The sequence below is a fragment of the Exiguobacterium sp. s34 genome, from assembly GCF_018617435.1.
GTDB classification, from domain to species: domain Bacteria; phylum Bacillota; class Bacilli; order Exiguobacteriales; family Exiguobacteriaceae; genus Exiguobacterium; species Exiguobacterium aestuarii.
On record NZ_JACSKE010000001.1, the window covers coordinates 254,919 to 268,240 of the forward strand.

The window sequence follows — 13,322 nt, forward strand, 5'->3', positions numbered from 1 at the left end:
GTCCCATGAATCATTTCCCCACTTTGAAAAAACTGTAAGTTAAAATCTTGTAAATGGGGTACGATACGTAAGAAGACATTTTGAAATGACCAGTCAGTCTTGAAGAAGGAGATCCATCATATGAACAGCTTAGACCTCGCACGTACTACTTCTATTCCTTCCGCTCAACACGACTTCGACCAGGCCGACCTGACGTTTTCAGCCACCGAATGGGATACATACCGACCGGAACAAGGAAAACCAATCTCGTATAAAGAGCAACACTTGATTGTCTATCCGCTCAAAGAATTGAGCCGCGCCTTCAGTGTGGCCGGCATTCCGCGCAGCCAACAACAGTTGATCAAATGGGAGACAGATGGCGTGTTGCCACCTACCCCATTCACGTTCGGCCGGAAGCGATTCTATACGGAAAATCAGATTCGTACCATTGTCGACATCGCATTAGAATGCGGATTGCGTCCACGGACACATGTCAAAAAGACAAACTTCTCGGAATTGGCGCATCTTGAATTGACGTACATATTACAACTCGAACTGAACACTTACGAAGCTCCTGTCGTCTGAGCAGGCAAAAAACCATCCGCCATGATGCTCATGACGAATGGTTTTTTTAGGTTATTTTTGAATGACTTGGCGCGGGATGTCCTCACGGGACACCTCGTCATACGATGTGACGGTGTCCCCGTCTTTGACGTATAAGCGCAAGTACGCGCCTTCTTGAAGTTCTTTTCCTGCGGTAAACGTGACTTGCTTCGACTCACCGTCTGACGTGAATGCGGTTTGCGTGTACACGTATCGTTTCATCACCTCACCATTTTCAAGCGTCGTCTCTTCCACATCGCTCGCCTCTTGAACTTCCACAAACAAGGTGTCTTTCCCAAATCGATTCCAATCCACTTGCAGTAAACCTGCGGCGAGCAGAATGCCAAGAACTGCTATTCCAATCCATTTCTTCATATGTTTTCGCTCCTTATCGAATCGCCGTCATAAAACGACGAACCGTTACTCCGTAATAAACCGCATAGATTGCGGTATAGACACCCATCCACACGAGAACAGGCACCGTGAAATTCATATTCAACAAGTTTGAAAAGGCAATAAGTGCGACCGTCGCGTGCAAAATCCCAAGTGCGAACGGCGCAAGAAAGACGACGACAATCTGTTGACGGACTGTACGTCGCACGTCTCGATCAGATATCCCGATTTTCTGTAAAATCGCATACTTCGCCCGGTCATCCTCCGCTTCCGTCATCGTCTTGAAGTAGATGACGCTGCCTGTCGCGACAAGGAAGACGAGACCGAGGAATGTTCCGACGAAGAGGAGTGCCCCGTTCATCGCCATCGTCTCTTCGTATACGTCCGGTGCACTCGAGAATGAATCGAGCCCAAGTTCTGATAGACGGTCAGACTGATCGCGCTGATCTTTGAATGATTCCGTGAGTGCGACGTGATACGTCTCGCTCGGCTCGGGCATCGTCTTGAACACATCGTCTGCGACGACAAGGAACGTTCCGCCAAACGTCATGACGTTGAGTGGAGATGCTTCGACACGGGTCGAAACATCAAACGTATCACCTGAAAGCTCGACCGATTCGATTTCTTCGGAATAACGCTCGTCATAGAACGGATCGACCGATAGCACCTCGTCCTGTGGGAACGGTTCTGGTTCTCCCTGACCGAGACCTTTGAGAAGATGACGATACGTCGATGCATCGATGACCCCGAGTTCTCGCTCCCCATATTCTGCTTCCATTCGAATCGTCTTCTGTTCAATGCTTGATTCAAATGTAGCACCCTCCACCTCGACCGCCTCACCTTTCCAGGCGTACGTATACGGTGTATACGAGGACACATTCTCTTCCGCATAATAATACACACTGAAGATGGCACCACCCGCTGTGATCGCCGTCGCACTGATGATGCTAATCAACGTGAGCGTCTTGGCGTTCCCACGGATTCGGTAGAGAAGTTGTGATGTCGTCAACAGGTTGAGACGCTTCCACGACCAACGCTCATTCTTTTTCAGCCACGTCAGCGCAAAAATCAACACACTGTGGAAGAGAAGCGCCGAACCGATGACGCTCAATCCAATGATGAGAAGCGGCATCGCGAGGCCGAGCGTTCTCCAAAGGGAGGACGTCATCAAATCCTGGAGAGCAAGCCAATACGCCACACCGATCGTCAGGACGCCTACGAAAGCGACCCAGCCTTTCGCCGTCGGGACACCTTCTCCGCTCTTGTCCGCATGGAACAGGTCAATCAGCTTAAAGCGATAAATGACCCGATACCCTTGAAATGAAGTAAAAAGGAAGATCACGAGAAAGACGAGGAACGTCTCGATGAATGCCGACCCTGAAAAGGCGAAGCCGATGTCTAAGTTACTGTCCATCAAACGCAGCAACAGCTGTAACAGCGCATTCGACCCGAATAGCCCCAAGATGATCCCGACGACCAAGGACACGGCTCCGATGACGATGTTCTCAAACAAGAGCAGCAGGCCGATTTGTTTCTTCCGGACCCCGAGTAGCGAGTAGAGCCCGACCTCCCGCTTACGCCCTCTCAAAAAGAAGGCGTTCGAATAGGCGATGAAGAGCGCAACGAACAGCATCAGAATGAACGTCGACGTACTCATCAGTCCGCTAATCTTTTTCGATGTCTCCGCGAGCGCGCTAATCTCATGACTATGTTTGAGCGTAGCGAACGTGAAATAAATGACAATCGAGAAAATGGTCGTCCCGACGTAGAGCGCATATCGCGATAAATTACGCGCGACGTTCTTCTTCGCAAGTTCAAATAGCGTCATCGACCGCACCGCCTTTCGCCAGTTCCTCGAGGATCGATTGATAGAATGCATCCCGCGAGGCGTTGCCCCGAATGAGTTCTTTATTCAAACGTCCATCCTGTATATAGAGGACGCGGCGACAGAAGCTTGCCGCGAAGGCGTCATGCGTCACCATCATGATCGTCGTCTCTGCCTCGTTCAACCGTGCGAGCGTCTCCAACAAGTCCGTTGCTGACTTCGAGTCGAGCGCGCCGGTCGGTTCATCGGCGAAGATGAGTTTCGGGTCCGAAATCAAGGCACGACAAACAGCTGTCCGTTGTTTCTGCCCTCCTGAGATTTGATACGGATATTGGTTAAGAATTCCTTCAAGCCCAAACCGCTTCGCCAACCGTTCGACTTTCTCACGTGTCTCATGGACCGGTGTCTTCGAGACGGCGAGCGGGAGCAACATGTTTTCCCGTACCGTCAACGAGTCGAGCAAGTTATAGTCCTGGAAGATGAAGCCGAGATGGTCGCGACGAAAATCGGCGAGCGCCTCCTCATCCATCGACGCGATGTCGTCCTCCTCGACTAAAATCTCACCGGACGTTGGCGTATCGATTGTCGCGAGGACGTTCAGTAACGTCGACTTCCCGGCCCCGGATGGTCCCATGATTCCGACGAATTCACCGTGTTCGATTGTGAACGAGACGTCATCGAGCGCCCGAAACGTTGTATTTCCTTTTCCATATGTCTTTTGAATCGATTTCACTTGTAATAATGTTTCCATGTTCAGCACCTCTTTCTGTCCCTTACATTACGCCCCCTGTCTTAACTTCAACTCACGCGTACCTTACAAAATCCTTACATGATATCCTTATGAGAGAGGTGATGACGATGGAACAACCACGGATTCTCATCGTGGATGATGAACAAGACTTGTGTACGTTGATTCAACGTGCACTTGAGAAAGAGGGATTTAAAGAGATTCGAACTGCCCATACGTTGAAGGAAGGGTTTGACGTGTTCGAGACGTTCCACCCACATTTGGCCATTTTGGACGTCATGCTACCGGACGGAGAAGGCTATCAACTCTGCCAACAGATGCGAGCGCACTCGAATATCCCCATTCTCTTTCTATCTGCCAAATCGGAAGAGGTCGATAAATTGCTCGGGCTTGCTATTGGCGGGGATGACTACATCACGAAGCCGTTCAGTCCAAAAGAAGTCGCCTTCCGCGTCAAAGCGCAACTTCGTCGAGTATCGATGATGGAAGCACCGATGCCCGAGACGACGACCGTCGGACCGTTCCAAATGAATGAAGATGAGACGGAAGTATATGTGAACGGAGAACGATTAGAATTGACGGCGAAGGAAGTCGGTCTCCTCGCCTGCTTTTTACGAAATCCGAATCGGATTCTCAGCAAAGAGACATTATTCACCCAAGTATGGGGCGAATCATTCTTTGGTTCGGATAACACGGTCATGGTCCATATCCGGCGTTTGCGAGAAAAAATCGAGCCGAATCCTTCTGCCCCGACCTATATCAAGACGGTCAAAGGTCTCGGTTACCGGTTGACGGTATAAGGAGCGTTTATGATGAAATGGAAACTGACCGGTCGCTATTTATTGTCGATTGTATTGATTGTCGCCATTGTCGTCTTTCTGAACATCGCCATTCTATTTGGACTTCTCATCAATGACCGAACAGGACTCGACGATGTGGAAAGCAACTCTGGGGAAACCTTTACCCGTAACTTCAGCACGTACTTATCACTTGAAGATGGAGAACCCGTCGTCTCAACAGCAGGTCAGGAGGCGCTCGAGCAGTATGGGGCGTTCATCCGCTTTTTAGATGAAACGGGCCAGGTCGTGAGTGAAGTCGATGCACCGAGCGGACTACCGGATGCCTATTCGCCGATTGAACTGATTCAAATCTATAAATATATGGATGACGAGCTTCGGCTCTATTTCATTGGAGAATATGAATCCTACAGTTATCTAATCGGTGTGCCAGAGGCGAGTGAACGCCGGGTGCTCTTCATGTTAGATGAACAGGCGGTCCTTTCCTATATGTCGAAGGCGTTTCTATGGATTCTTGTCGTCGATTTGCTCGTGGCCGCATTGATCGGTCTCTTGTTCAGTTCTAGATTGACCCGCCCTGTCTATCGATTGACGGAGCGAATCCAACAATTGAAGAGACGAGATTTCTCTCGATCTGAACCGAAGCGTGTCGGCATCTATCGTCCTGTCTTCCATGACTTAAATGCGGTCTCCGAGACGCTCACGACGTACGAACGACAACGCGAAGAACTCGATGACCGACGGAAAGAATGGATGAGTAACGTGTCCCATGATTTGAAGACACCGCTCGCCTCAATCCAAGGATATGCCGAGTTGTTGGATGACGATTCGCTGGACGAAGCGGATCGTAACCAATATGTACATGTGATCGAGCGCCAAGCAAAGTATATGAAAGAATTGCTCGACGATTTCAACTTGACGATGCGACTGCAGCACGGCGACTTCCCGCTTACTTTAGAAGAGACACGCCTCGAGCCATTCGTTCGAGAAGTCATCATTGACGTGTTGAACGACCCACGGTTCAGCGATCGCCACATCGAATTCGAAGCAACAGAGGCGGCGACCGTATCACTCGATCGTCACTTTATGAAACGCGCCCTGCTCAACTTCCTATATAACGCCCTCCTTCATAATGATGAATCGGTCATCGTGACGGTTCGGGTCGATGAAGACGTCGTGACCATCCAGGATGATGGGAACGGAATCGCCGAATCTGAATTGCCGTATATATTCGAACGCTATTATCGTGGAACGAACACGGATGATGCTCGCGGGAGTGGTCTCGGAATGGCGATTTCACGGGATATCATCGAAGCACATGGCGGGAAGGTCGAGGTAGAAAGTAGTCAAGGACAAGGGACGACCATCCGAATCATCTTCACACCATAGCAAAAAGGGACGCACTCAGGCGTCCCTTTGCTGTGTCGTATAATGATCAATCCACGATTCGAGTTCCTCGAGCGGCAACGGTTTAGAGAAGTAATATCCTTGCATCTCGTCACAGCCGAGTTCACGTAACGCATGCCACTGTTCAATCGTCTCGATTCCCTCACAGACGGTCTTTAAATTCAACCCTCGTGCGAGGTCGACAATCGACTCGACGATGACGTTTCCGGTCGGGTCGTTCTCGGTCACTTGGATGAACTGGCGATCAATTTTAATCTCATGAATCGGATAATGCTTCAAGTAGACGAACGCCGAGAAGCCCGTCCCGAAGTCATCGATTGAAATCGAAAATCCTTCTTCACGGAACGCGACGAAACGGTCGATAACATGTTGCTGATTTTCCATTCCGACACTCTCCGTGATCTCGAGCGTCAAATAGCTCGTACAGACGCCCTCTTCCCGGGCGATTTGAGCGAACTTCTCGACGACTCCTTCAGACAAGAAGTGACGGGCTGATAAGTTAAGGGCAAGTGAATACCTGTCTCCTTGGTCATGCCACCGTTTGAGCTGACGACATGCCGTCACGAACACCCACTCTTCTAAGTCAATGATGACACCGGTCGATTCGGCGAGCGGGATGAAGTCGAGCGGTGGCACAAGACCACGTTCTGGATGGTTCCAGCGCATCAAGCCTTCAAACCCTCTCAACGCTCCGGTCATCGCATCGATTTTCGGTTGATAATACAACATGAACTCATTTCCAGCGAGACCACTCCGTAAATTCATCTCCAAAATTAACCGGTTCGCCGCTTTCTCCCCCATTTCTTCTTCATAGAAAACGATGGTGGCCCGTTGAAACGCTCGTTCACTTGCGGCAATCCGTGCCCGATGAACCATTTCGAGCGTCGTGATGTCCTTTTGCTCGACAGCGATAAACGCGCTCATCGTCAAGATGACTTCTAACTCATCGACAAGAAACGGATCACGTACGAGCACTTCACATAACTCATCCGCGACGGCATTCAGTTTGATCCGATCCCCATACGGTAACCAAATCGCAAATCCTGACTGCGACATGCGACTCAATTTCGACTCGTCAACATAACGACGCAGGCGATTGGCGACTTCTCGGACGATTTCATCTGATTTCTCAATGCCAATCGCATCTTCGACCGACCGAAAGTCATCAATCTTCAAATAGACTAACGCGCCAAGTTGTTGCGGCTGAAGCTGACGTTCTTCATCCATCTTCTCGATAAAGCCGGTATCTTTTAATAGACCCGTCAATTCATCGATGTAAGCTAAACGACGAATGTGTGTATCGACCGCCTGTCGGTCGAGTCGGAAGTAGAGAATCGAGATAAAGTCTGTCAGTGTACTGACAATCAACTCTTCTAGATAGGTCCATTCCCTTGTGGAAAACGACTCACAACAAATCACACCTTTGGCGCGATTGTTCGCATAGATCGGGGCATCAAGCATCGATTGGATGCGCTGCCCTTCCACGAAATAATCGGTGTATAATTCCTTCACCGTCGGATGATTCCGAACATCTTCAATCGCGAGCACCCGGTCTTTTTGAAGTGCATCAAAATAAGCTGGGGCGATGTTACGGTAAATTGTTAATTGAGGATAATGCGTCCCGGATTCTTGAGAATAGGCGACTTGGCATGAAATGGATTGATACGATGTGTCAAAATGCCAAATCGACACCGTATCGACCGCCAACATATCGGCGACAATCTCACACATATATCGGGTTGCCTCTTGTACCGTGTCTTCCGTCACGATTGGCATGCGTACGAGCTCGAACAGTTTCTCTTGATGTTTACGATATGTTTGGTTTGAAAAGTTCTTCTCGACCATCAGTCTGCTACCTCACCATTCTTGATTTGACATTATAATAGCATGAAACCTTTCATCTCACGTTTTCCAAAATTCAACAGAAAGTCAATGCTTCCTACTTTTTTGAATCAACAAAATAGGTAGTTATTCCCACTTCTAAATTATTGACCTCCTTTTTAAGAAAGTGACCCGAATTGACCATTTGTCCCATTGCTTGCTTATTTCATCTCACCGTACAATGAACTTGTATTGTTTCACTTGTTGAATGTTTCGCTCTCATTTTTGAAAGGAAGTGACGCTATGAATCCAAAGTCAGGTCTCACCTATTCATTCGCGGCTCTCGCAGCGGTCAGCGTATTGGCTCATGCGGATGAAGCAGCCGCCGCAAGCACACATACGGTGCGTTCCGGTGATACGTTGTGGTCCATTAGCCGATCCTACGACCTTTCCGTTTCGGCTTTAAAATCGTTGAACGGATTGACGTCTGATTCCATCCGAGTCGGTCAAACGCTTCAAGTATCCGGTTCTGGATCGACAGGTGGTTCGTCACTCTCGACGTCGAGTACGACGCGCATGGCAACAACCGACGCATTGAATTTGCGCTCAGGTGCGGGGACGTCCCATCGGATTTTATTAACGATTCCAAAAGGAAAAGTAGTCACACCAATCCAAACGAACGGCACGTGGACGAAAGTGAGCTACGGTGGACAAACGGGTTGGGTGCACAACGGATATTTGAAAAAGACTTCAACCTCGACTCCCACAACACCCGCACCGACGACACCGCCTAGCGTAAAACCGAGTGCGACTACTGCGAAGACGACCGTCAATTTGAACCTTCGTGCCTCTAAGTCGACGAAAGCCAATATCTTATTGACGATTCCAAAAGGGAAAGCTGTCACCCTACTAAAACGGGAAGGCTCTTGGTCACAAGTCAAATATGGATCACGAACAGGGTATGTCGCTCATACATATTTAAAGACATCAGGATCAGCGACACCGTCTACACCTGTCACGACTACCCCGAGCCCAAGTACTCCTGCGGAAAATACGGTGAATCAGCAGTTTGTGACAACGGCGAACTTGAACGTACGCCAAGGGGCCGGGATCGGCTATGCACTCGTCACGAATATCCCAAACGGTACGGTCGTACAGGCGACAAAACAGTCAGGCGACTGGTACTACGTCACGTATAACGGGAAATCCGGGTATGTCAGTGCCGGGTATTTGAAACAGACGACGACCACGCCAAGCAATCCGGCTCCGAACGAAGGTGACGGTGGCGCAGGAAATGCGGAAGTCGATTACGTCGTCAACACGCCGTCCTTGAACGTACGCTCAAACGCCTCGACGAATGCGACAATTATCGGGAGTGTGAAGGCCGGACAGACATTACGTGTCGTTCAAGCGTCAAATGGCTGGCTTCAAATCTACTATGGCAACACGGTTGGTTTTGTCGCTTCAGCTTATGTCAAAACCGTCTCAAAAGGCTCGACAGGAACAGAAGGACCGACATGGGTGGAAGGTTCGTATGATGCGAATTCATACTATACGTATTACCCGACGGCGATTCGGGCACAGGCGAACGAATCGAGCAGCACGGTCGGTTCTACACTCCGTGGGGAATTGTTGAACGTGATCGGAGAGACAACTACCCACTACAAGCTTGCGTCAGGGTTCGTCGCCAAATCTGCCGTCACCGAAATCAAAGGTCAGAACGCGCAGGCGACACGACTTTCAACGATTCAGGTGGCCAAGCAATATGTCGGCACTCCATATGTATGGGCTTCTTCTAGTCCGGCAAATGGTGGCTTCGATTGTTCAGGTCTCATCTATTATGTATTCAATCAATCGGGTGTCAGCATCCCACGTACAAACGTAGCCAATTATTGGGGTGGTGCTTACTTCGGACCACAGTTGCCAACATCGTTCGTGCCACAAGCTGGTGACCTCGTCTTCTTTGAGAACACGTATACCGCTGGACCTTCACATATGGGCATCATGATCGATTCCGATACATTCATTCATGCCGGCTCGTTCGGCTTAGGCTACAACCAAATCAGTAAAGAACCGTATTGGCAATCACGCTTGATCGGTTATAAACGACCGTGACTTTTGTCACGCTATAAAACCCGACGAAAGTCGGGTTTTTCTTTCGTTTTGCAGGAATTTCATCTCGTGACCCGAATTCGGAAGTATGATGAAGGAAAAAAGGAGGTGCCGGATGGGTCAACCCCGCTTTGCTAAAATTCCATACCGTACCTACACGATGGTACTGGCAATCGCTTGTCTCATCGGTGTCCTGTTGTTCGGACTCGGGACGAGTTATTACTGGCATGAAAAACAAGAAGCGATCGACGAGACGATCACGAACTTGAATCAGGCTGCAAACCTGGCTGGCGTCGAAGCGTATGTCACCTTGTTCGAAGCGGCGACTCGATACGAGGATCAATCGAATCAGACGACATCTTTCCTTTCCGTCCCTTATAAAGAGCGCGCACTTCAATACAATGAACGACTACAGAAAGACTTTGAATCTGGAGTGAACGAACAAGAACGAGAGACACTTCAGACATTTTCGAATGAATTGGAACGTATTCTCGATGCAGAAGAGTTCGAAGCAGTCCCGTCTGATGTCATCAGTTCAATCAATCGGCGCTGGCTCTATCAGGCGCTCGAACAAACCAACCAGCCGAACGCGACGTATGAGCTGACGGATGCAATCATGCGAATGCAGTCGATGCTCATGCGCAGTGGTGACACGTTGTTCCAAGAACCGATTGAAGAAGGACAATTGATGAACACGGTTAATTTGATTGTCAATGAAGCGGCAATCATTCAAAAAGTCATCAATCAAAACGAAGCACTGCAATCCAAAGCGGTCATCGATGTGGCGGAGAGCGGTCAGTCGTTTGCCAACATGGCGAGCAGTGAAGCGTCTCTTGAAGCGCGTTACGTCAATTCAACGAACGTCTACGAAGATGCGTACGCTGCCCTTCGCTCGATTCGTTCCACGTCTGAGACGATGCTACGAGATGAGAGTAAACAGTATCAGGTCCTCGCCACGACATCCTTCGTCGTGACGCTCCTCTTATCGCTCGGACTCCTTTTCCTGCTTTACTATACGCGAAAACGATACAATCACGACTTGGCACATTTGAAGGCACGTGCGCTCGCCATCGATCCAAGTTTAGATCCGGTCGAAGCGACGTTCCCGAAAACACATGATTTCCGTGGCATCGAGGACGAACTCCGTGAGATTGCGGTGAGTGTTCATTCAACCGTCCACGAGCTCGAAAATCGTTCACAGGAACTCGTACGCTATCACGAGCGTTGGTCATCGCTCTTCTCGGAGACGGGACTCGCCATCGCTTTAATGGACGACTCGTATAATCTGATGGAACGAAACGAAATGTTCCGTCAATTTTTTGGAGATCGAAATTTATATGAAATCAATCAACTGTTCACCGAGACCGGACGCCGTTTGTTCGAGCAAGCGCTCGAGGGTGTGACTGATCAAGGAACGAGCGCTCAGTTCATCATTCATTTAAAAGGTGAACACACACGATATTTGAACATCAAGCTGACCCCGCTCAAACGGGAAGAAAAACTGACGTATTATTTGATTGTCGAAGACGAGACCGACCGGGTCGAACGAGAACGAAAGGTCGACCGACTCGTCCGCTTCGATTTAGCGACCAATCTGTACAACGAGTATGGGTTCATCCGAAAATGGGAGCAACAAGAGATTGACGGGACGTTCGTGCTGATTCGACTGCACGACTACCATCATCTCGTCGACTGGTACGACCCGGCGTATGCAGATCTCCTCATGACGGAGTTCGCACGCGCTGTCGAAACCCGTTTATCCAAATATGCGCACCATCTGTTCGGTCGATATCGGGATGACATGTTCATGCTGTATGTCAGAGGGTTCACTGCCGAGGATGAACATGAATTGATGGAACTGTTCCCAAGCGAATTGATCGTCAACCACAAGCGACAAAACGTGCACATCCAAATCGGTGCGACCGAGACGAAACCTGCATATAACGATTGCTTGTTCGAGGCGATGAAAGCCTTGCAACACGCAAAAGAGACGCGTACGCCTTCGGTTTGGTATGACTCGGATATCTTGGCTCAGATGCAACTCGCTGCCTTAATTGAACAGGCGCTTCCCGATGCGATTCGAAAAGGTGAATTGACGGTCGCTTATCAGCCACAAGTCGAGCTAAAAACAGGACGCGTTGTCGGAGCGGAAGTCCTCGCCCGATGGACACATCCAGAAATCGGGGTCATTCCTCCGAATGAATTCATTCGCATCGCTGAACGGTCTGATCAAATCCTTTGGTTATCACACAACATCCTCGACCAGACGATTGAACAGCTCGTCGCATGGCAAGGAACGATGTTTGAAGACATCTCCTTATCGTTCAACTTGTCGGCCCACTCCGTCGATCCGTCGATCGTGACGAAGCTTCGTGATTCGATTGAATCGTATCCATGGTTACCGGACCGCTTGAAAATCGAATTGACCGAGTCATCGGATATTATGTCGTATGCGAGCGAGCTCGAGCGCTTAGAAGATATCGCTGACCTCGGATATTGCCTCTCGATTGATGACTTCGGTACCGGGTACGCCTCATTCGAAGCGATTTGGCATTTACCGATTCAGGAAGTGAAAATCGACCGTATGTATGTGAGTGGAAAAGCGAAAGAGAGCACGTCCTTCTTACGTGCCGTCTCGCGCTTTGCGAACGAGCAAGAGCTCACCGCTCTCGCTGAAGGGATCGAGACCGAGAGTGACTTATCGCGGATGATCCGTGAAGGGGTAGAACTCGGACAAGGCTATTACTTCTCACCCGCTCTTGATGCGGCTTCATTTGAATCATGGGTCAACACGAAGGGACACTCGAATTGAGTGTCCCTTTCTTCAGCGAGAACGAATGTCCTCATATAACTCCCTCGTCGCTTCCGCCGAGGACTGATTCAGATAAATCGGTTCTTCCGACCAATCGAGGCGAATGACCGGTTCGACATCACGGTCGATAAAGAGAAGGACATCCTCCCCTGTCTCCGTCCGAAAATGCCCCGTCAGACGTGAGCCTGAATCCGCCCCATTCGTCCGCCGCGCGATATCGGGTAACGTCGTCCACGTCACATCCTCGAGTTCATCGAACGGGATCTCACGTCCGTAGCTCCCTTCAATGACAATCGTCGAGTTTGTCACAGTCACGTCGGTCGGTTGACTGAACCAAAACAGGAGCGCTGGCACGCCGACGAGCAAGACGACGGAGACGATGACGATCGGGATAAGACGTTTTTTCCCACCCGGTCTTAAAGCTCCGGATTCGTCATAGATATTTCCGTCATAGCGTTGCATACGCCAAAGCATCACAACGGTGAAGACGATGATGACCAAGAAAAACGGGGCAAGCGGGATATCCAATTCAAATCCTTCGATGAGCGCAATGATGAGAAAAATCGCACCAATCCCGTAACACATCCAGGCAACAAGACGCGCCACTTTTTTAATATTCACCCGGTCTTTCTTCTCTCTCGACATCGTATTGTATCCTGAAATCAAATCGTGCCATCCGAGCCGATCTACCGCGAAGCCGAGCGCGATGACGATAACGGCAGCCAATACAAGAATCCACATGTGCCTCACCTCCTCACTTTCATTTACGTCACAAGTCTCGCAAAAGATTCACCCCACACAAAAAGAGGACCGCTCATCGAAACG

The 13,322-nt window shown here is 49.6% G+C and carries 10 protein-coding genes; 5 read left to right on the plus strand and 5 right to left on the minus strand.

Translation table 11 applies throughout. The features are described from left to right. The first annotated feature begins 120 nt into the window (after window positions 1-120). Entirely contained in the window at window positions 121-564 is a 444-nt protein-coding gene (locus KNO87_RS01265; protein WP_214793365.1) for a MerR family transcriptional regulator, read from the plus strand. Window positions 565-615: 51 nt separating this feature from the next. On the opposite strand, the gene KNO87_RS01270 is transcribed toward KNO87_RS01265, so the two are convergent. The 3 genes from KNO87_RS01270 to KNO87_RS01280 are packed head-to-tail and all read right to left on the minus strand — an operon-like array spanning window position 616 to window position 3,551. After that, window positions 616-957, minus strand: a complete 342-nt coding sequence (locus tag KNO87_RS01270; protein ID WP_214793362.1) for a YxeA family protein — start codon at window positions 955-957, stop codon at window positions 616-618. A 13-nt stretch (window positions 958-970) separates the two neighbouring features. Then, window positions 971-2,803 carry an ABC transporter permease gene (locus KNO87_RS01275; protein WP_214793359.1) on the minus strand — a complete coding sequence of 611 codons (1,833 nt, stop codon included), beginning with the start codon at window positions 2,801-2,803 and terminating at the stop codon, window positions 971-973. After that, window positions 2,790-3,551 carry an ABC transporter ATP-binding protein gene (locus tag KNO87_RS01280; RefSeq protein ID WP_214793356.1) on the minus strand — a complete coding sequence of 254 codons (762 nt, stop codon included), beginning with the start codon at window positions 3,549-3,551 and terminating at the stop codon, window positions 2,790-2,792. Before KNO87_RS01280 ends, KNO87_RS01275 begins: the two co-directional genes overlap by 14 nt. A gap of 107 nt (window positions 3,552-3,658) precedes the next feature. Here KNO87_RS01280 and KNO87_RS01285 point away from each other — a divergent pair, with 107 nt between their 5' ends. Continuing rightward, window positions 3,659-4,348 carry a response regulator transcription factor gene (locus tag KNO87_RS01285; RefSeq protein ID WP_214793353.1) on the plus strand — a complete coding sequence of 230 codons (690 nt, stop codon included), beginning with the start codon at window positions 3,659-3,661 and terminating at the stop codon, window positions 4,346-4,348. A 12-nt stretch (window positions 4,349-4,360) separates the two neighbouring features. Continuing rightward, on the plus strand, window positions 4,361-5,734 hold the full coding sequence (locus KNO87_RS01290; protein ID WP_353047447.1) for a sensor histidine kinase: 1,374 nt from the start codon (window positions 4,361-4,363) through the stop codon (window positions 5,732-5,734). 15 nt (window positions 5,735-5,749) lie between these two features. Here the strand turns inward: KNO87_RS01290 and KNO87_RS01295 are convergent, their stop codons facing one another. After that, on the minus strand, window positions 5,750-7,597 hold the full coding sequence (locus KNO87_RS01295) for a sensor domain-containing phosphodiesterase (RefSeq protein ID WP_214793349.1): 1,848 nt from the start codon (window positions 7,595-7,597) through the stop codon (window positions 5,750-5,752). Between the two features lie 279 nt (window positions 7,598-7,876). On the opposite strand from KNO87_RS01295, the gene KNO87_RS01300 reads away from it, so the two are divergent. Both KNO87_RS01300 and KNO87_RS01305 read left to right on the plus strand, forming a co-directional pair. Then, complete coding sequence (locus KNO87_RS01300) at window positions 7,877-9,688, plus strand: C40 family peptidase (RefSeq protein ID WP_214793347.1); 1,812 nt, start codon at window positions 7,877-7,879, stop codon at window positions 9,686-9,688. A 112-nt stretch (window positions 9,689-9,800) separates the two neighbouring features. After that, entirely contained in the window at window positions 9,801-12,497 is a 2,697-nt protein-coding gene (locus tag KNO87_RS01305; RefSeq protein ID WP_214793345.1) for an EAL domain-containing protein, read from the plus strand. A 12-nt stretch (window positions 12,498-12,509) separates the two neighbouring features. Here KNO87_RS01305 and KNO87_RS01310 read toward each other — a convergent pair whose 3' ends face one another. Continuing rightward, the gene (locus tag KNO87_RS01310) at window positions 12,510-13,238 is read right to left on the minus strand and encodes a DUF3784 domain-containing protein (protein ID WP_214793343.1); all 729 of its coding nucleotides are present in this window, start codon (window positions 13,236-13,238) and stop codon (window positions 12,510-12,512) included. Window positions 13,239-13,322 lie beyond the last annotated feature (84 nt).